The organism is Mycobacterium sp. (genome assembly GCF_032161845.1).
In the GTDB taxonomy this organism is placed as follows: Bacteria; Actinomycetota; Actinomycetes; order Mycobacteriales; family Mycobacteriaceae; genus Mycobacterium.
This window is the reverse complement of the sequence record NZ_JAVRQA010000551.1, coordinates 13,594-32,541: the sequence shown is the minus strand read 5'-3', so window position 1 is coordinate 32,541 and position 18,948 is coordinate 13,594. Positions and strand designations below refer to the sequence as shown.

General features: G+C 67.0%; 20 protein-coding genes and 1 pseudogene. 6 read left to right on the top strand and 15 right to left on the bottom strand.

The annotated features are described in order from the left end of the window. Positions 1–227, top strand: a pseudogene (locus tag QOD90_RS30805) (acyl-CoA desaturase); the annotation flags it as partial. Here the strand turns inward: QOD90_RS30805 and QOD90_RS30800 are convergent. Further along, positions 200–1,087, bottom strand: coding sequence for an EamA family transporter (locus tag QOD90_RS30800; protein WP_526356278.1), 888 nt, complete (start codon positions 1,085–1,087; stop codon positions 200–202). The pseudogene QOD90_RS30805 and the gene QOD90_RS30800 sit on opposite strands and share 28 nt — an antisense overlap. Beyond that, a complete protein-coding gene (locus tag QOD90_RS30795) occupies positions 1,084–2,217 on the bottom strand; it encodes an LLM class flavin-dependent oxidoreductase (RefSeq protein WP_526356276.1) in 1,134 nt (377 codons plus the stop codon). Before QOD90_RS30795 ends, QOD90_RS30800 begins: the two co-directional genes overlap by 4 nt. 23 nt (positions 2,218–2,240) lie before the next feature. On the opposite strand from QOD90_RS30795, the gene QOD90_RS30790 reads away from it, so the two are divergent. Continuing rightward, positions 2,241–2,732, top strand: a complete 492-nt coding sequence (locus QOD90_RS30790) for an SRPBCC family protein (RefSeq protein WP_526356274.1) — start codon at positions 2,241–2,243, stop codon at positions 2,730–2,732. Positions 2,733–2,753: 21 nt separating this feature from the next. On the opposite strand, the gene QOD90_RS30785 is transcribed toward QOD90_RS30790, so the two are convergent. The 5 genes from QOD90_RS30785 to QOD90_RS30765 are packed head-to-tail and all read right to left on the bottom strand — an operon-like array spanning position 2,754 to position 8,391. Then, positions 2,754–3,515, bottom strand: coding sequence for an SDR family NAD(P)-dependent oxidoreductase (locus QOD90_RS30785; protein WP_526356272.1), 762 nt, complete (start codon positions 3,513–3,515; stop codon positions 2,754–2,756). A gap of 1 nt (position 3,516) precedes the next feature. After that, a complete protein-coding gene (locus QOD90_RS30780) occupies positions 3,517–4,674 on the bottom strand; it encodes an acyl-CoA dehydrogenase family protein (RefSeq protein ID WP_526356270.1) in 1,158 nt (385 codons plus the stop codon). A 59-nt stretch (positions 4,675–4,733) separates the two neighbouring features. Then, the gene (locus QOD90_RS30775; RefSeq protein ID WP_526356268.1) at positions 4,734–5,924 is read right to left on the bottom strand and encodes a cytochrome P450; all 1,191 of its coding nucleotides are present in this window, start codon (positions 5,922–5,924) and stop codon (positions 4,734–4,736) included. Then, a complete protein-coding gene (locus QOD90_RS30770) occupies positions 5,921–7,456 on the bottom strand; it encodes an FAD-dependent oxidoreductase (protein ID WP_526356266.1) in 1,536 nt (511 codons plus the stop codon). Before QOD90_RS30770 ends, QOD90_RS30775 begins: the two co-directional genes overlap by 4 nt. Next, on the bottom strand, positions 7,453–8,391 hold the full coding sequence (locus tag QOD90_RS30765; protein ID WP_526356264.1) for a fumarylacetoacetate hydrolase family protein: 939 nt from the start codon (positions 8,389–8,391) through the stop codon (positions 7,453–7,455). The genes QOD90_RS30770 and QOD90_RS30765 overlap by 4 nt, the downstream gene beginning before the upstream one ends. A 132-nt stretch (positions 8,392–8,523) precedes the next feature. On the opposite strand from QOD90_RS30765, the gene QOD90_RS30760 reads away from it, so the two are divergent. After that, positions 8,524–9,198 carry a TetR/AcrR family transcriptional regulator gene (locus tag QOD90_RS30760; RefSeq protein ID WP_526356262.1) on the top strand — a complete coding sequence of 225 codons (675 nt, stop codon included), beginning with the start codon at positions 8,524–8,526 and terminating at the stop codon, positions 9,196–9,198. Between the two features lie 16 nt (positions 9,199–9,214). Here the strand turns inward: QOD90_RS30760 and QOD90_RS30755 are convergent, their stop codons facing one another. The 6 genes from QOD90_RS30755 to QOD90_RS30730 all read right to left on the bottom strand — a co-directional run bounded on the left by QOD90_RS30755 (position 9,215) and on the right by QOD90_RS30730 (position 15,257). Then, entirely contained in the window at positions 9,215–9,574 is a 360-nt protein-coding gene (locus QOD90_RS30755; protein WP_526356260.1) for a hypothetical protein, read from the bottom strand. A 69-nt stretch (positions 9,575–9,643) separates the two neighbouring features. After that, positions 9,644–10,471, bottom strand: coding sequence for an alpha/beta fold hydrolase (locus QOD90_RS30750; RefSeq protein WP_526356258.1), 828 nt, complete (start codon positions 10,469–10,471; stop codon positions 9,644–9,646). Further along, entirely contained in the window at positions 10,464–11,063 is a 600-nt protein-coding gene (locus QOD90_RS30745) for a TetR/AcrR family transcriptional regulator (protein ID WP_526356256.1), read from the bottom strand. The genes QOD90_RS30750 and QOD90_RS30745 overlap by 8 nt, the downstream gene beginning before the upstream one ends. A gap of 1 nt (position 11,064) precedes the next feature. After that, positions 11,065–12,858, bottom strand: a complete 1,794-nt coding sequence (locus QOD90_RS30740) for an N-acyl-D-amino-acid deacylase family protein (RefSeq protein WP_526356254.1) — start codon at positions 12,856–12,858, stop codon at positions 11,065–11,067. 125 nt (positions 12,859–12,983) lie between these two features. Beyond that, a complete protein-coding gene (locus tag QOD90_RS30735) occupies positions 12,984–14,144 on the bottom strand; it encodes a fatty acid desaturase family protein (RefSeq protein ID WP_526356252.1) in 1,161 nt (386 codons plus the stop codon). Between the two features lie 21 nt (positions 14,145–14,165). Continuing rightward, positions 14,166–15,257 carry a ferredoxin reductase gene (locus QOD90_RS30730; RefSeq protein WP_526356250.1) on the bottom strand — a complete coding sequence of 364 codons (1,092 nt, stop codon included), beginning with the start codon at positions 15,255–15,257 and terminating at the stop codon, positions 14,166–14,168. An 85-nt stretch (positions 15,258–15,342) separates the two neighbouring features. Here QOD90_RS30730 and QOD90_RS30725 point away from each other — a divergent pair, with 85 nt between their 5' ends. Then, complete coding sequence (locus QOD90_RS30725; RefSeq protein WP_526356248.1) at positions 15,343–16,533, top strand: PucR family transcriptional regulator; 1,191 nt, start codon at positions 15,343–15,345, stop codon at positions 16,531–16,533. Then, positions 16,530–17,147 carry a DUF998 domain-containing protein gene (locus QOD90_RS30720; protein ID WP_526356246.1) on the top strand — a complete coding sequence of 206 codons (618 nt, stop codon included), beginning with the start codon at positions 16,530–16,532 and terminating at the stop codon, positions 17,145–17,147. The genes QOD90_RS30725 and QOD90_RS30720 overlap by 4 nt, the downstream gene beginning before the upstream one ends. A 109-nt stretch (positions 17,148–17,256) precedes the next feature. Here QOD90_RS30720 and QOD90_RS30715 read toward each other — a convergent pair whose 3' ends face one another. Further along, entirely contained in the window at positions 17,257–17,649 is a 393-nt protein-coding gene (locus QOD90_RS30715) for a glyoxalase superfamily protein (protein WP_526356245.1), read from the bottom strand. A 58-nt stretch (positions 17,650–17,707) separates the two neighbouring features. Here QOD90_RS30715 and QOD90_RS30710 point away from each other — a divergent pair, with 58 nt between their 5' ends. Continuing rightward, positions 17,708–18,187 (top strand): MarR family winged helix-turn-helix transcriptional regulator, encoded by a 480-nt coding sequence (locus QOD90_RS30710; RefSeq protein WP_526356243.1) that lies wholly within the window; start codon positions 17,708–17,710, stop codon positions 18,185–18,187. On the opposite strand, the gene QOD90_RS30705 is transcribed toward QOD90_RS30710, so the two are convergent. Further along, positions 18,171–18,893, bottom strand: coding sequence for a cutinase family protein (locus tag QOD90_RS30705; protein WP_526356241.1), 723 nt, complete (start codon positions 18,891–18,893; stop codon positions 18,171–18,173). The two genes, QOD90_RS30710 and QOD90_RS30705, sit on opposite strands and share 17 nt — an antisense overlap. Between the last annotated feature and the right edge of the window lie 55 nt (positions 18,894–18,948).

Sequence of the window (18,948 nt, the reverse complement as noted above, 5' to 3'; positions counted from 1 at the left end):
TCCTGCGCCAGTACTCTCAGTCGTTCTGGACCATCGCAAAACTGGCGCTGCCCAACAGGTTCCTCAAGGGCACGCCCGACAACGCGCCGGAAACCAACTCGGAGTTGAAGTTCCGCATCCGAGACGGCGTGCGGGAGAGCTTCGGCATCGACCCGGCGACGGGTAAGCGACGTGGGCTGCGGACGGCGCTTCGGGAGCTTCAGGCAGGCGGTGTCGCCGCGGCGTAGCCCGCCGAGCGGACGGCGCCTGCGCTGGCGACGGTGACCAACACGATCGCCAGACAGTCGATCACCGTCAGGCGTTGACCGAGGACCGCCCACCCGGCGAGCACGGCGACGACGGGGGACAGGCAGGTCAACACCGCGAAGGTCGCCGGGGGCAGGGTGCGCAACGACCACAGCTCCAACGAGTACGGAATCACCGAACTCATCAGGCCGACGGCGATCGCCAAGGCCGCGACGTGCCAGTGCAACGCCGTGGTGCCGTCGACGGTGACGGCGGCCAACGGTGCCAGTAGCAGCGCCCCGATGGCGGTGGCGATCGCCAGGGCGTCAAGCTTCGGAAATACCTGCGCAGCATGGGAAGTCGCCACGATGTAGCAGGCCCAACTCAGCCCGGCGGCCGCGGCGAAGGCAACACCCGCCCAGTCGAGGTGACCCATCTGCTTCGGTGCTGCGCCGAGCACGGCTATCCCCGCGAACGCGAGAAGTGCCCACAGCCAGGCGGTCCTCCGTCGGCTAAGGGCGACGGACAGCGTCAGCGGACCGAGCGCTTCGATGGTCACCGCGATGCCCAGCGGAATCCGCGAGATGGCTTCGTAGAAACAAAGATTCATGACTGCCAGCGCTACCGCCAGGGCGGCCGCGGCACCCCAGGCGCCCCGGGTGAGCCGACGAATCCTCGGACGGACGGCGACGCAGAGCACGACGCCGGCGAAGGCGAACCTGGCGAAGGTCGCACCGCCCGCGCCGAGCGCGCCGAACAACCCGACGGCGAACGCTGCACCGACTTCCTGCGAGGTGGCGGCGCCAACGACCAGCAGCGCCGGGCCGACGGGCGCACCACCCTTGCGCTCAGGCGCCGTCACTGGTCGGCGACGATGGCGACGAGCCGCTCCAGCGCCGTCAACTGTGCGCCGTAGTCCCCGTCGAGCTTGGCCAGCAGCGTGGTGATGCCGACTTCCCGGTGCCTGGCGACCCGCTCGGCGATCGCGTCGTCGGTGCCGAGCATGTTGGTGAGTCGGCCAAGGTCGATCGGGACCGCCCGGCGAGCCTCGTCGCGCAGGCCGGCCTGCCAGAGCTGGGCGACCGTCTGGACCTCGGCCTGGTAGCCGAGCCGACTGAAGGCGTCGCTGTAGAAGTTCTTGCCTGAATAACTTCCCGGGTCGCTGCGCTCCTGCCCTCCGGAATAGCTTCCCGGGTCGCTGCGCTCCTGCCCTCCGCGAGCCCCCATCGCACCGATCGTGAACGCGTACCCATCTGCGTGCCTGCGGGCGGCAGCCTCGCCCTCGGTCCGGCTGTCGGTGAACTCCACCGCGACCGGGGCGACGAGGTCGAGGTCCGCCAGCGTGCGGCCGGCGCGTTCGGCGCCTTCGCGAAGCGGGCCGAGGAACACGTCGGCGGCTTCCGGGATGAACGCGTTGCCGAGCCAGCCGTCGGCTACCTCGCCGGTCAGGCGCAGGTTCTGCGGGCCCATCGCAGCGACGTAGACGGGAACGTGGTCCGGGCGCACCAACGGGCGCAGAACGCTGCCGTCGCTGTCCGGCAGGGGAAGTGGATAGATCTCGCCGGCGTGCTCGAGGCGGTCCCCGCGGCTGATGGTCCGGATGATCTCGATCGTTTCGCGCGTGGTCTGCACGGGACGACGGAACCTGACCCCGTGCCAGCCCTCCATCACCCCGGGGCCTGACGTGCCGATGCCCAACGTGAAGCGACCCCCGGATAGTTCCTGCAGGCTAAGGGCTGACGTCGCCAGGAGGGCCGGACTGCGGGAACCCAGTTGCACCACAAAGGTTCCCAGTCCAATGCGAGTGGTCTTGGCGGCGATGAATGCAAGGCCGGTGAGCGCGTCGTACCCCCACACTTCGGGCACCCACAGTGACGCGACGCCGATGCTCTCCGCGGCAGCGGCGAACTCCGCCGCACCGGGTGCGCGCGGTTCGATGAGGGCTCCGACCAACACTTTCACTCCCGGGTTCGTTTCAGCCGATTCGTCCATTGCACTATGGCAGGCTGCGCTGCATGCGCTACAGCGATCAGCCGACGGTGGAAGTGACGCAGCGGGTCAAGTGCGATGCCTCCACCGCCTGGAAACTGGTCACCGACATCGGGCTGCCCGCCCGCTGCTCGTCGGAGCTGCAGAGCGCGGAATGGCTCGGCGATGCGGACGGTGTCGAGGTGGGCGCCCGTTTTCGAGGTTGCAACGAGCACGCCGCGATGGGCTCGTGGCAGACCGAGTGTGAGGTCGTCGAAGTCGTCGACGAGCGCCGCTGGGTGTGGAACGTCATGGGTTCCGAGGGGCCGTCGGCGACATGGGCCTTCGAGATCGAACCGACCAGCGACGGCGTCCTGATCCGGCAGTGGGCCAGGATGGGGCCAGGGCCGTCGGGGTTGACGTATGCGATCACCGCCAAGCCGGACAAAGAGGGCCGGATCGTCGCGGGACGGCTCGCCGAGTGGCGGCAGAACATGCAGACCAACCTGGACTGCATCCGCGACCGGTTCGAGAACTGACGGCGGGCGTGGGGGCGGGCTCTACGTGATCGTCACGCCGCCGTCGACGGCGATGGTTTGGCCGGTGACATAACCCGCAGCGGGTGAGGCCAGCCAGACCAACGTCGCGGCGAGTTCCGCGGGATCGCCCATCCGCGGCAGGACGAAGCGGGAGCTCAACGATTCGAGGTAGCCCGGCTTGTACTGATCGGTCATCTCCGACTTGAAGAATCCCGGGGCGATGGCGTTGACGCGGATGCCCTTGCGAGAACCCCACTGCTGGGCCAGGTCTCGGGTTAGTCCCACGATGGCGGCCTTGCTCGCGCTGTAGGCGGCCTGCGGTAGGCCGGCCGTGGTCAGGCCGAGGATGCTCGAGACGTTGACGATCGAACTGCCGGGTCCCATGACCCGCGCGCACGCCTGAGCCGCCCAGTACGAGCCGTGCAGGTTGATGTCGACGACGGCACGGAACTCGTCGGGCGTCTCGTGTGTCGCGGGCACGGCCGTCCCGACGCCCGCGTTGTTCACCAGGACGTCGACGTGACCGAACTCGTCCATGGCCCGCTGGACCATCGCCTGGCACTGGTCGGGGTCGGTGACGTCGGTCTGTACGGTCAACGCGCGCCGCCCCGCCGACGTCACCAACTCGGCTGTGTCGCTTAGCTTCTCGATGCGCCGGGCGGCGAGCACCACGTCCGCGCCAGCCTGTGCGCACGCCTGCGCGAAGGCCACCCCCAGGCCGGACGACGCCCCGGTGACCACGACGACCTTGCCGTCGAGACGGAACATGTCCAGCAGGTTCACGTCAGAGCCCCATGTTCTTGGCGATGATCAGCTTCATCACTTCGCTGGTGCCACCGTAGATGCGGTTGACCCGGCTATCGGCGAACAGCCGGGCCACCGGGTACTCGGTGATGTAGCCGTAGCCGCCGTGCAGTTGCAGGCAGCGGTCGATGACGCGGGAGGCGACCTCGGTGCAGAACAGCTTGGCCGACGCGGCGTCCGCGGCGGTCAACTCGTCCTTGTCGATGGCTTCGAGTGCGCGGTCGATCACCGCTTCGCTGGCGTCGACCTCGGCTTGGCAGGCGGCCAGTTCGAACTTGGTGTTCTGAAAGCTGGCGACGGGCTGGCCGAAGACCGTGCGGTCCTGGGTGTACTTCTTGGCGAACTGCACGGCCGCCTTGGCTTGCGCGTAGGCGTTGACTGCGATCCCGAGCCGTTCCCGCGGGAGGTTGTTGCCCAGGTAGGAGAACCCGCGGTTCTCCTCGCCGAGCAGATCTTCGACGGGCACCATGACGTCGGTGAAGCTCAGTTCAGCGGTGTCGGACACCTTCAACCCGAGCTTGTCGAGCTTGCGGCCCACCGAGTATCCCGGCAGCGACGTGTCGACGACCAGCAGCGACAGGCCGTAGCGGCGGTCGTCTTCGCGGGCCGGAGCGGTGCGGGCGGCCACGATCATTCGGTCGGCCAGCACGCCACCGGTGATGAACGTCTTGGAGCCGTTGAGCACGTAGTGCTTGCCGTCGTCGGTGAGCTTGGCGGTCGTGCGCATGCCTGCCAGATCCGAACCCGTTCCGGGTTCTGTCATGGCGATGGCGAACATGATCTCGCCAGACACGAAACCGGGCAGCCAGCGTTGCTTCTGCTCGTCCGTGGCGTAGGCCTGGAGGTAGGGCAGACACAGAGTGACGTGTGCGCCGGAGGCGCCGAGGGCGACCGCCGCGCGACTGGTCTCCTCGGACAGTACCGCCTGGAACTTGTACGACTCGATGCCTGCGCCGCCGTACTCTTCGGCGACCTCGATCCCGAAGACACCCAGTTCGCCGAGCTTGTTGTAGAACTCGCGGGGCACCATCCCGGCCTGGTACCACTCGTCGTACACCGGGACGACCTCGGACTCGATGAACTCCCTGATCGTCTTGCGGTAGGCCTCGTGGTCGTCGTCGTAGACGGTTCGCAACATGCTTGCTTTCTACTCCCCTCGCGACCGGTGGCGAGCACCGGTCCACGTGGCGGAGGGGACTAGCTACCGACCAGCTTGATCGGGAGGTGCTCGTGGCGCCGAATGATGTTGTTGATGGCCCACGTTGGCGGCGCGGTCAACTCGATGCGCTCCACCCTCGCGGCGAGAGCGCGCAGCATGGCGGTCGTCTCGAGTCTGGCCAGACCCTGGCCCGCGCAGGCATGCGTGCCCTGCCCGAAGCCGAGCTGGCGCGTGGCATCCCGGCGGATGTCGAACGTCTCGGGGGCGTCCCATTCGCGTTCGTCGCGGTTGGCCGAGGCGTAGACGACGAGCACCCTGGCGCCCGCCGGGATGGCGGTGCCATCGATCTCAGTGTGGTGAAGCGCTTTTCGGGAGAACGCTCGAAGTGGTGATTCGTAGCGGATGACCTCGTTGATCGCGTTGGGGATCAGGGCGGGATCGTCGCGGAGAAGCTGCCACTGCTCGGGATGTGCGGCGAACAGGTACAGCGCGTTGGAGATGGCGCTGATGGTGGTGTCCAGCGACGGGGCGATGTAGTCGACCATCAGCGGAGAGCAGTCGGCGTGCGACAGTTTGCCCGCGTCGGCGGCGAGCAGGACGTCGTGGCCAAGGCTGCCCTCGATCATGGCGCGCTTGCGCACGACGTGGCGGGCGAAGCGCAACATCTGCAATGCGCCGGGCAGCGCTCTCACTGCGTGCCTGTTGAGCGGCCCGAGGACGTCGAAGGTGGCTCCGCCCCATGGCAATAGATTGTCGCGCTGATCGCGGGGCCAGCCGACGAGGTCGGGAACCACCGCCATGGGCAAGGCCATCGCGACGTCGGCGACACCGTCGACCGCGCCCTTGCCGAGCGCGGCGTCGACGACTGCCGCGGCCTGCGCGTCGACGTCGTCGCTGATCGCGCGGAGCGCCCGTGGCAGCATCCGATGCGCGACCAGTTTGCGACGCTTGTCGTGGTCGGTGCCGTCACTGTTGAGGGTGGTGCCCCGCGAGAGCCGGTTGATCAGGGGATTGAGCGCGACGCCCTTGCCGGAAATGAACGTCCCGTCGTCGCGCAGAACTGCCTTGCACTCCGCGAATCGCGGAAGGGCGTAGATGCGCTGCTTGGGCAGCCAGACCACGGACCCGAGTGCACGCATCCGGGTGTAGTGCGGATACGGGTCGACGATTGCCGCCGTGGCATAGACGTCATGGCGATAGACCGGTACGCCGCCGGGCGACTTCCTCATCGGCTCGTCCTGATTCTGGAGGTGGGTAGGGCGGTACACAGCGCTCCGAGGTCCTTGCCCGCCTGCATCACGGTCCGATCGGGCCGGATGATCGCGGCGGTGGCCCGGCCATGCCGCAGCCAATGTGCCAACTCGGTGTCGGGGCCCGCGACGTGGAGGACGGCGCCGCGCTGCTCGATCAGGGTTCTCTGAACGGGACCGGGCACGGAGGTCGCGACCACTGCGAACCCGTCACCGAGCTCGTCGTCGAGCCGGGCGGCGCCCGCCACGATCGAATTCGGGCACAGCCCGCCGGCCAGCCCCCTTGGGGTCCGTGACTTGCGGATGAGGGCCGTCCGGCGTAGCGCAGGCGTCTTGCCGTCGAGGACCTTGGCGCTCAAACCGGGCAGTCGGTGTAGCAGCGGCACCACGAATCTACGGACCAGGCTGCCGAGCTCACCGCCGGCCGTCATCGAACGTCCAACCCCAAGGGCGAGTCGGATCATGTGGTGGGCGTGCGGCTTTCGCTCCTGCTCGTAGGTGTCCAGGACGTCGGCAGGCAGCGACCCGTCGAGGACCCCTGCCAGCTTCCAGGCCAGGTTCGCGGCGTCGCGCACCCCGGCCCCCATGCCCTGTCCGATGAAGGGTGGGGTGAGATGAGCGGCGTCGCCAAGCAAAAAGATCCGGCCCCGACGCCAGCGGTCGGCGAGCTGAGCCCGGAACGTGTATTCGGCAACGCGCACCAGCTCCAGGTCATCGGCTCGGACGTTGGCGACCCATGGCGCGATCAGCGGGCCGAGCGTGTCAAGGGTGCTGAAGTCGGCGGCGGTCTCGCCGTCGAGGAGGCGGAACTCCCATCGGTAACGGGTCTCGCCGATCCGCATGTACGTGCCAGCACGGACCGGGTCACACACTTGATGGACGCCCTCCCATTGGTCGAGGTCCGCCGAGGTGGCTACGTCGACCACCAGCCAGCGCTGGTCGAACCCGAGATCGGTCATGCTGGAACCGATTCGGGCGCGGCCAATGCTGTTGGCGCCGTCGCAGCCCAGTACGTAGTCGGCTTCGACGGTGTGTTCGCCCCCACCGGTCCGGTCGGCATAGGTGACGCGGACGCGTCCGCCACCGTCGGTTGCGACGTCCGTTACCTCGACGCCACCGCGCAACTCGGCGCGCGGATACCGCTTCAGGTTGGTCCGCAGCAGCGCTTCGAGGTCGGGTTGGTCGAACATGTTGGCCTGCGGAAAGCCGTTGCGGCTCAGGCCGGTATCGCGGGTGAACTCGGCAAGGGTGTTCATGTCTGCGTCGAGCAGCCGTAGTCCGAGGGCGGGACGGGAGATTGCGGCGAACTCGTCGGCGATGCCCAACCGGGCGAGAATGCGGAAGACCTCGTCGTCGAGGTGCACCGCGCGCGGCTGCGAGTACACCTGCGCCCACCGGTCGAGGACGAGGCAGTCGACGCCATACTTGGCCAGCAGGGTGGCGACCGTGACACCGGTGGGACCGGCGCCGATGACGACCACGGGCACGCGCGGGACGTCCTCGGCGGTCATGCGTATCGGACCACCGCGCGCTGGGTGCCCAGATCGATCGCCTTGTCGTCGGTGGCGACACTGGCTTCGACGACGTCGCCCGCCTTCAGGTACTTGGGGTTCTTGGATTGACTGTTGAAGAACGTCTTCCACTTCATCGCTGGGGGCAGCAGGTGGCCGATGATCTCGATCGGCTTGGGGGGTGCGCTCAGTGCGGTGCCGACCGGGGTGCCGGTGAGCAGCAGATCGCCGGCGTCCATCCGCTGGAAGCGGGTGAGTTCCTGCAGTGCGCGCAGCGGCCGGTAGATCATGTCGTCGGCGACGACCGAGTTCTGCCGCACCTCGCCGTTGACGCTCAGTTGGAGCCGTAGGTCGCCGAAGCGCATCAGCTCGCCGGCGTCGAGCAACACCAGGACGGGGCCGACGGGGGTAAACGTCGGATACGACTTGGCTTCGTAGAACTGGGTTTTCGGGAGCTGGACGTCGCGGGCGGAGACGTCGTTGGTGACGACGAGGCCCGCGACGTAGTCGGCGAGGTTCGACTCGGTGAGCGTGGTGCCCACGGGCATCTCCGTGCCGAAGACCAGGCCAATCTCGACCTCGTAGTCCATGAATCGGACGTGCGCAGGCTTGACGATGTCGTCGGTGGGCCCGTTGATCGAGCCGGATGCCTTGCGGAAGAACGTCAATGGAATGGTCGCCGGATCCATGCCGGAGTCCTTGACGTGGGAAACGAAGTTCGTCATCTGAGCCACGACGCGGCACGGTGCCGTCACCGGAGAGACAAGGGCGAGGGTTTCGACGGGCACGCCGTTGGTTCCGATGGCGGCCGCGTCGACGGCGGGCCGGTCGCGGAGTAGTTCCCCGGTGGTGGTCGCGGTGGTCTCGATCTTCACGGCCCCGGTGTCGGTCTGGACGTACCAGGCATCCGCAGTGCGGAGGACGGTCGTGGTCATCAGCTGCCTACTTTCACTCGTCAGTCTGACGAAATCGTCACATGCGCTGCTATCCTCAGTCAAGCAAAACTGACGAATTCCTCAAATATGAGGAACACGCTAGTATCGATCGATCTGGGAAGGAGGCGTCGGATGGCGACGCAATCGGTCGACGGGCAGGACCAGCCGCCGAATCGGCTGGCGAGACGCAAGCAAAAGACCCGCGCCGCCCTGATCTCGGCTGCGCAGTCATTCATTGCCGCAGGCAAGCTCAACGTCCCGGTCCTGGAGATCACTCAGGCAGCTGACGTCGGCATGGGGTCGTTCTACAACCACTTCGACAGCAAGGAGGAGTTGTTCGACGCGGCGCTCACCGAGGTGCTCGACGTGCACGGCGCCCTTCTCGACGAACTCACGACATCGCTCGACGACCCCGCCGAGGCGTTCGCCCGCAGCTTTCGCTTGACCGGCCGGTTGTTCCGTCAACGTCCCCAGGAGTCCAAGGTCCTGCTGTCCAGCGGCCTGACGCTGCTGTCATCGGATCGCGGCGTCGCCCCACGGGCCCGGCGTGACATCAGTGCGGGCGTCGACGCGGGCAGGTTTCACGTCGAGGATCTGAGCCTGGCCATGGCCGTCGTCGGCGGCGCGCTGCTGGGTCTCGGACAACTACTTCACGACGAGCCCGATCGTGACGACGCCGAAGCGGCGGACTCCGTCACCGAACACGTTTTGAAGCTGCTCGGCATGCGCGCCGATGAGGCGCACCGCATCTGTCAGCTGCCACTACCCGAGATCGTCTCACTGGGGCACGCCGGCTCCGCGGCCTGAGCCGCGACGGGATGCTCTACAGCGGGATGACGGTCTCGCTGTTGAGGGTCGTCCATAGGCGCCGGCACGCCGCGCCGAGCCGCCGCCACGTCGGGCTGTGCGACAACGCGTCGATCAGTTCCTGGTCGACGATGACGTAGCCGCCGTCCAGTCGGCGCCACCAGCCCGCGAGCGACAACTCGATCGCCGCCATCGTGGTGACTCTGCCGTGGGCCAGCGTGTCCAGGACTTCGTCGGTGATGAAGTTCGCGCCCGTCGTGTGGGCGAGATGGTCGACCACACGGACGTGGACCTCGAGCGAAGCCGGCGACAGAATCGGGCGCGACCGATCGGCGCGCAACGCTTCGACCTCGAAGAACACCGACCTATCGTCCATGCCCACACTCTAGCCGCAACATGGACGTAACACTGAATTTACATGGCAAACAGTTGACGAACGGCGCTCTCAGCCCTTGATGCGCTCGACGATCAGGTCGTGCAGCAGGTCGGGCTGCTCTTCGGGTATCCAGTGCGAACCGTCGGTGATCTCGAATCGGTATGGGCCGGTCACGAATCGCCTGCAGAGCGTCGCCCCGCGCTTGCTGAGCGCAGTGTCGCCGGTGCTCCACACGTATGTCGTTGGCGCAGAGACCTTTCTGGCGTACTTGGGGCTCCCGAAGGGCATGGCGCGATACCAGTTGAGGCTTGGCGTCAACGCTCCGCTGTCGATGATGTCGGTCTGAACCTGTGCGATCTGCTCGGTCGTCATCCCGGTTTCGGCGAGTATCCGGCCGACCGCGCGCGGATTGCGGAACATGAACTCGGGCAGCCACGGAATCTGAAACAGCCCGATGTAGTACGAGCGAAAGATCTGACTGCTGATGAGCATCGAGCCGAGGAAGGCCGACGGGTGCGGCACCGAGACCGCCGTCAACGTGCGGACGATGGCGGGAAAGCGGGCCGCTGCCGACCAGGCGACACCCGCGCCCCAGTCATGGCCGACCAGGTGTACCGGCGCTCCGGTCTGGTCGATGAGCGCCGCGACGTCGGAGACCAGTGCGCTCATCCGGTAGGCCCGGCGACCGGGCGGCCTGGCGGTGGGCCGGTAACCACGCTGGTCGAAGGTCAGTGTTCGATACCCCGACCCGTTCAGTCGGGCGCACACCGCATCCCACGACTTCGACGTCTGAGGGAACCCGTGAAGGAGAACGACGACCTCGCCGTCGATCGGACCCTCGTCGGTGACGGGGAAGGTGAAGCCGTCGTTCGCGAACTCGCGGATGCGCTCAGTCATGGTTCCTCGATTCGGGGGAGAGCAGTGCCATCAGCAGCGGGATGCGCCCGGCCTCGATCTCCGGCTGGGGGAGGACGGTACGCACGATGGCCGCACCGTCGAATGCGTTGGTGAGCAACGCCACGATCGCGGCGAGGGAGCCCTCGGGATACTCGTCCGCCGTTGGCATCGCGCGGGCGGTGTCGAAGATCCGTGTGCTGTACTCCTCGATGACGTCTTGCAAAGTGGCCCTGAGCTTTTCGTCGGTTCGCGCCGCGATGAGGAGCTCGTACATCACCACGTTGGTGTCGTTGCCGGTGATGGCCCGCATGGTGTGCAGCACGCCCTCGAGGGCGGACTGGTTGGGCGGTATCTCGGCGACCTGCTTGCCGAAGGCGTCGAGCTGGCGGCGCATCACCTCGTAGGCCGTCGCCGCCATGAAGTCACCCATGGTTTCGAAGTGGCGGAACAGTGCCCCGCCGGAAAGCCCTGCGCGACGGGTGATCACGGCGGCCGACGCCCTGGCGTAGCCGACGTCGATGATCGTGGCGATGCTTGCGTCGAGCAGTCGCGCGACGGTCTCCTCGCGCCGCTCCTGCTGGGTCCTGGCCATGTCAGGCGGGCACGGCGACGTCGGCGGTCGGTCGCGTCCCGTCCGACGCGCGCAGGAATCGTCCGGACCTGGCGGTCTGCCCGTAGCCATCCCGGAAGCCGCCGTTGCGGTACACCACGTGACCGTTGACGGCGGTCGCCACGACGGCGGCGTCGTTGCGGTTGACCATGCGGCTCAGGCCACCGTAGAACGGGACCTTCTCTTCGTGATAGCCATCGACGGCGTCGTCGAGGCCGGCCGGATCGATCACCACGAAGTCGGCGCGCTCACCCGTGCGCAGAGTGCCTGCGTCGAGGCCAAACCAGTCGGCGACCTCGGCCGTGAGTCGATGCACCGCATGCTCGACGGTGATGAACGGCCGACCGGCGGCCTGGGCGACGACGGCGCGCTTGAGCAGGCGGAGTGCGTAGTTGTAGAAGGCCATGTTGCGCAGGTGCGCGCCGGCGTCGGAGAAGCCCATGTGGACCGTCGGCTCGGTGGCGAGCTTGTCGAGCTGGCGCCGACGATGGTTGGCGACGGTCGTGGTCCAGCGGACGTTGCGTTCGCCGTTCTCGACGAGGACGTCGAGGAAGGCATCCAACGGGTGCAGTCCGCGTTCGTCGGCGATCTTGCCGAAGCTCTTGCCGATCAGCGTCGCGTCGGGGCATTCGACGATCACCGCATCGTGGAAGTCGCGGTGCCACAACGTCGGACCGAGTTTCCTGCGGTCGAACTCGCGGCGGAACTCCCGGCGATATTCGGTGTCCGCGAGCAGCTCGTTGCGCTCCAGCTGGTCGCGCAGGTGCAGCGCAGCGGTGCCCGCGCCGAACTCCTCGAAGACCGGCAGGTCGATGCCGTCGGAGTACAACTCGAACGGCACGGGCAGGTGCTGGAACCGGACGCTGGCCCCAAGCAGGCCGTTGAGCAGGCGAGTGCCCCTGCCGAAGACGCTGACGGCGCCTGGTGCTGCCTTGGAGTCCGCCGACACCAACAGGCTCATCCGTACCCCATGGCGGCGGCCGAACAGGCCGCTGCTCGACACGAAGAACAGCAGTGCCGTCCACGGGCGCGCCACGTCCGGCGCACTCTGTAGCATCCGGCGCCGATTGCGAAGTACCGCAATGAGTTTGCGCCGCTCCCGCCAGGTGGCGAAGGTCGAAGGAAGCCCGCGTGAGCGGTAGCGGTCACCGTCGAGCTTGTCGATCGCCGAGTCCATGCCGGACATCCCGAGGAGACCCGCGTCGAGCGCCTCGCCCAGCTTTGCGGTCATCGCCTTCAGCTCCGCAGGCGTCGGCCGCACGGTCTCGTCGGTGGCGCGGTCGAGACCGAGCACCGAAGTCCGCAGATCCGAATGTCCAACCAGTGAGCCGACGTTGGGGCCGAGCGGGAGCTTGTCGAGGGTGTCGACGTACTCGGCGGCCGTCGTCCACGTCTTCTTCTCGTTGAGCGCGCCGAGGACGTATTCACGCGGCACGGCCTCGACTCGACTGAACAGGTCGGCGGCATCCTCGTTGTTCGCGTAGACGGCGGACAGTGAGCAGTTGCCGAGCAGAACCGTCGTGACGCCGTGCCGGACCGACTCGCGCAGCCCCGGATCGAGAAGCACCTCGGCGTCGTAGTGGGTGTGCACGTCGATGAAGCCGGGCACGATCCACTTGCCGTCGGCGTCGATGACGTCGGGGCAGCCCGTCTCGTCGAGTGGCTCGACCGATACCGACGCCACCACCCCGTCGCGGATTCCCAACGTCCTGACCAGCGGCGGGGCACCGGTTCCGTCGAACCACAGGCCATTGCGGACGATTACGTCATAGGGCATGGCCGGAAGCGTACCTAAGATTGCGAGTGCTCACAATCTTTTCTGTGCGACGCGTTGGACGGGTTTGTGTGCACGTACCCGCGCTCAGCGCGGGTACGTGCACACAAATCGCGAGGGGGGTGGGGCTAGGCGGCGGCCCTGACCTCAGTCGTCGGAACCTCGGTGGAGGTGGCCCGACGGCGACGCAGCAGGTCGGTGGCCTTGAAGTCGTTGGGGAGTGACAGCTTGAAGACCTTCTTCCACGCCGACGCGACCTGCTTGGGCAGCGATCCGGTCGTGTAGGTCAGCCCGTAGCGCTCGAACAGCTCCTGCACCTTGGGGGCGATCTCCTGGTAGCGATTACTTGGCAGGTCGGGGAACAGGTGGTGCTCGATCTGGAACGACAGGTTGCCGGACATGAAGTGCATCAGCGGACTTCCGGAGATGTTCGCCGAGCCAAGCATCTGACGCAGGTACCACTCGCCGCGGGTCTCGCCGTCGATCGAGTTCTTCTCGAAGGTCTGCACGCCCTCGGGGAAGTGGCCGCACATGATGACCGAGTGCGTCCAGAGGTTGCGCGCCAGGTTGGCCGTCAGGTTCGCGGTCAAGGTGGTCAGCGCCGACGGGCCCGACAGCAGCGGGTGCAGCACGTAGTCGCGGGCGGCCTGTCGGCGGATCTTTGCCAGCACCCGCTTGCTCCTGGCCTGGAAGTCGGCCTTGTCGGAACGGCCCTTGAGGTACTTGCCGATCTGCAGGTCGTACGCCGCGATGCCGTACTCGAACAGGCAGGCGTTGATGAAGTTCCACAGCGGCTGGGCCAGGTAGAACGGCACCCACTTCTGGTTCTCGTCGACGCGCATGATGCCGTAGCCGAGGTCGTGGTCCTTGCCGCGAACGTTCGTGTAGGTGTGGTGCACCTCGTTGTGCGAGTGCTTCCACATCTCCGCGGGCGACGCGTTGTCCCACTCCCACGTGGTCGAGTGAATCTTGGAGTCGCGCATCCAGTCCCACTGACCGTGCATGACGTTGTGGCCGATCTCCATGTTCTCGACGATCTTCGAGATGGAGAGGCCGACGGTGCCGATCAGCCAGGCAGGTGGGAACAGCGAGAAGAGCAGTACCGCGCGGCTTCCGAGTTCGAGCTTGCGCTGGCCGTCGATGACCTTGCGGATGTAGGCCGCGTCGCGCTCGCCACGGCTGGCGATGATCTGCTCGCGGATGGCGTCGAGCTCGCGGCCGAGGTTCTCGATGTCCTCGGATGTGAGGTGTGCGGTCGTGGCATTGGTGCTGATTTGAGTACTAGTCATGTCGAATCTCCTTCTTGGAGTTTAAAGTTCGATCTCGCAGGAGCCCGCGGCGGCAGAGACGCAGGTCTGGATTTGGACGTTGTCGCCGGGAGCGGCGGAGGTGACGTCGCCGGTGCGCAGATCGCGTACGGTGCCCTGGCGCAGCGGAACCACGCAGCCGAAGCAGATGCCCATCCGGCAACCGGACGGCATCAGTACGCCTGCGGCCTCGCCGGCGTCGAGCAGTGTTTCGGCGCCTGCCGCGTCGACGACGGTGCCGGTCTTGGTGAAGCTGACCTCACCGCCGTCGCCTGCCGCGATGATGGTGGGGCGGAAGCGTTCGGTGTGCAGGCGGTCGGCGATGCCGTCGGCCGCCCAGCGGGATTCGAGTGCGTCGAGCATCCCGGCGGGACCGCATGCCCAGGTCTGCCGCTCGCCGAGATCGTCGATCAGACCGTCGAGATCGGCGACGTCGAGCATGCCGTCGGTGTCGGTGTGCTTCTCCACCAACCGGATTCGGCCCTGCCGGGCCAGCAGACGAAGTTCGCCACCGAAGATGACGTCATCGGCCGTCGGCGCGGAGTGCACGACGACCACATCTGAGCCATCGGCGGCCATGTTGCGCAACATGCCCATTACCGGGGTGACACCGCTACCCGCGGTGAGGAACAGAATCTTGGCGGGCGCCTGTTGGCCGAGCGTGAACTCGCCTGCGGCCTGATCGAGCTGGACGATGGTGCCGACGGTCGCCCGACGAACCAGGTGATTGCTCACCTTGCCGTCGGGGATGGCCTTCACGGTGATCGCAATGCAGCCGTCCCGGCGGGAAGTCTCCGACGTCAGCGAGTACGCCCGCCACTGGCGGACGCCGTCGACGTCGACTCCGATGCGCACGTACTGACCGGGAGTGTGCCCGCGCCAGCCGCGGCCCGGCTTGATCACCACGGAGACGGCGTCACGCGTCTCCGGGTTGATCGCGACGATGCGGCCGCGAAGGTCGGCGCTCGACCGCAGCGGGTCGATGACGTCGAGGTAGTCGGCGGGGACCAACGGGGTGGTCACCCGTTCGGCGAGCTTGATGACGCGCGCCCGCAGGGCTCCGACGGCTGTCGGTCGGGGTGCTGTCGTTGTCATGTCACTACTCTGGCTGAGGTCTGGGTATAAAGTCTTGGCCATAAGGCGTGAATGATCAACGCTAAATTGTTCGCAAAGGATAGTTTTGTCCGAACCGGCACCTCGTTTCACTGGTCTTGAGCTGTCCGACGACGTCGTCGAGGCGCTGCAGGCCGTGCTGCCCCGGATGGCCGAGCGCACGGTGGTCGCGGTGACGGTCGAGGTCCCCAGCTACACCCGCGCCTTCAGCGGCCGGATGGGTCAGACCATCGAGAATGCGGTGCAGATGGCGCTCGGCGCCTTCCTGAGGCTCGCCGTGCGATCGCACGACTCCGACCCGACTGCGACGCTGTCCCCTGCCCTCGACGGGGCCTATGAGCTGGGCCGCGGCGAGGCTCGTCAGGGTCGCTCGATGGACGCGCTGCTCTCGGCCTACCGCGTCGGCGCGCGCATCGCCTGGCAAGAGTTGTCGTCCACGGCCGTCGCCGCGGGCCTGTCCGCGGGGACGGTCGCCCGATTCGCCGAGCTGGTGTTCGCCTTCATCGACGAGCTGTCCGCCTCCAGCGTCGCGGGACATTCCGATGAGCTGGCGACCACCGGGCGGGTCCGCCAGCGCTATCTCGAGCGATTGGCCAGACAGCTGCTCGCCGGTGAGTCTGCCGAGACGTTGCGAGCCAGCGCCGAGAAGGCGGACTGGCACCCACCGGAGACCCTGACCGCGGTCCTGGTTGCCGAGGCGCAGACCCGTGGCCTGGCCGCCCGGTTCGGGCAGTCGACGTTGCAGCTGAGCGAGGACCTGCCGGGAGTCGAATCCGCCGAGTCCCTGGCGGTGCTGCTGGTACCCGACCTGGACGGCCGTCACCGTAGCCAGCTGCGGTCGGCGTTACAGGGCCGCCGGGCACTCGTCGGCCCGGCCCGGCCATGGCTGCTCGCGCAATCCTCCTATCGACGCGCCCTGCGGGCTCGTGATCTGACGGTCGACGACGAGATCGTCGACACCGACGAGCATCTCGTCGAGTTGGTGCTGACCGCCGACCGCGAAGCCGCCGACGACCTTCGCCGCCACGCCCTGGCGCCGCTGGCAGAACTGCGCCCCAACACCGCAGAGCGACTGGCCGAGACGCTGCGATCGTGGCTTCTGCACCAGGGCCAGCGCGATGCCGTCGCCGCAGATCTCTTCGTGCACGCGCAGACGGTGAGGTATCGGATGACGCAGCTTCGTGAGCTGTATGGCGATCAGCTCAACGATCCTCAAACCATTCTCGAACTCACCGTGGCACTTGGGGTTCCGCGATGACCGTCAGGGGTACGGCCGCGTGTTGGCTGATCGCCGGCGTCGCGTACCCGGGCCTCGAGGCCATCGCCGCGACGGCCTACCCCGGATACCGCTACGCGCATGACTTCATCAGCGATCTCGGCAGGCCGGATTCGCCGCTTGGCGACCTGATGAACACTGGGTTCGCGGTGCAGGGCACGTTCTTCTTCGCCGGGGCGGCGCTGTTGGCGCGAACGCTTCGGGGCCGCTCACGCGTCTTCGTGGGACTCGCTGCTGCCAACATGGTCGGCAACGTCATCGTCGCGACGGTGCCAAGCGGACCCGAGGGCATTCCGTGGCTGCACGTGTCTGCCGCCGTACTGGCCATCGTCGGTGGCAACGCTGCCATTCTGGCCGGTTCACCGCTCGTCACCGCACCCCGCTACTACCGGGTGGCGTCCGTCGGCCTTGCGACGCTTGGCATGTCGAGTTTCGTCCTGCTTGCCCTCGCCTCGACGACTTCGGCGACGCTGATCCTGCCGAATGCGGTGTGGGAGCGGACGAGCGTCTACACGATCATTGCCTGGCAGGTGCTCTCGGCGCTCGAGCTGTTGGCCCACCAGCGATGGTCCATGGCGCGATCCCGCGGCAACTAACCGATGTGGCACAAGCAATTTGGAGCCGCCGGCGAGCGTGCACAAAATGCCACAGTTCGTCGGCGTGTCGTGTGCAGACACGCCCGCTCGCGGAGCGGTAAAGGCGTTCCTAGCCGCCCTGGACGATCTGCTGCACCGCCCAGGAATTTCCGTCCGGGTCCTCGAAGAACACGAACCGGCCCCACGGGAAGTCCTGAACGTCGCTCACGTCGACGCCGCGCCCGGCCAGGTCCGCATGGGCGGCGTCGATGTCCGTCACCACGAGTTGCAGCCCCTTGACCGACCCCGGTGCGGCGTCGGATAGGCCCCTCCCAATCGAGATCGACGCCGCCGAGCCGGGCGGCGTGATCTGAACGAACCTGATCTCGTCGCTGACGGTGTGGTCGTGGTCGAGGGTGAAGCCAGCCTTGGTGACGTAGAAGTCCTTGGCCCTGTCCACGTCGGAGACGGGGACCTGGACGAGTTCGAGCCGGTACTGAACCGTCGTCGGGGTGATGGACAAGGTGGCCTCCTAGGCTTATCTTAGTTACTAATTATCTTAGTAGCTGAGGAGTATATGGGTGGCTCAGTCGAAGAAGCAACAGATGATCGAGGAATTGGTCGGGGAGTTCCGGGCGAGCTGCAATCTGGACGGCATCTTCGACGGGTTGGCCGCAGACCGGTTGCGGCTCAACCCAACCGATCTGCGGTGCATCAACATCGTCGAGAACGCAGGCGGCCTCGGCGCCGGTGAGCTGGCCGTTGAGGCGGGTTTGACGACGGGCGCGGTGACCGGTGTGATCGACCGGCTCGAGCGCGCCGGGTATGCGCGACGGGTGCCCGACCCCGGCGATCGGCGCCGTGTTCGCATCGAGGTGACGCCGGCGTTCTACACCGACGCCGGCGAAATCTGGGGTCCCGTCCGCGCCGACTGGGAGACGACGCTGTCGAACCGCTTCACCGCGGATCAGCTGGACCACGCCCTCGCGTTCCTAGGCGCGGTGAACGCGATCTCCAGGCGTCACCTGGAGCGGCTGCGGTCGGTCAGCGACCACCGTTAGGCGAGGGCACCGCTTTGAGCCGGTCCGCCGCGTAGGTCGCCGCCTGGTCCACCAGGCCGTCGGGGATGTACGCGTTGTGCAGGCCGAAGTCGCCGCCGTCGGAACAGACCGGGTCTCCCGGCACGCAAGAGTCGAGGGTCTTGCCCGCGTAGAGGGGGCCGATGACGACTGGGGGTCCGCCGAACATGCCCATGAAGCTGGGCGAGGGCTTGCCGAACAACGCCACCGCGGCGACGTGGCCGGCCACGGTGGCGGGCATCGGTCCCGTCAGACCCGAGTCGGCGCCACCTGGCGGAAGGGCGTCGGCGGTGACGATGCCGGCGACCGCGGCACCCTGAGAGAAGCCGCCGAGGACGACCTTCGTGTTGGGGCACTTCGCGGCGGTGGCTTGAATGTGGGCGGAGGCATCGTTGATGCCGTCCACGCCGCGCGCGAAATCCAGGCTGGCGGGGTACTGAACCGCGTACGCGTCAACCGATTTCCCGCCTACTTTCGACCGCAGCGAGTCGACGAACGCCTGACCTACCCCGCCTAGGCCGACCGGTTCGCCGGTCCCTCGGGCGAACACCACCTCGACGTCGGAGCAACCAGGGGTGGATGCGTTGGGAAGGGGTTCGGCAGCGGCGGTCGGGATCGTGGCGCTCACCGCGGCCCATGATGCCGTTACTGCGATAGCGAGGACTTGAACTGCACGGAGCAAGATCATTTCTCCTTGTTGCCCGGCGGCGGGAGCCACAAACCTAGAAAAGTGTGATGTCGGT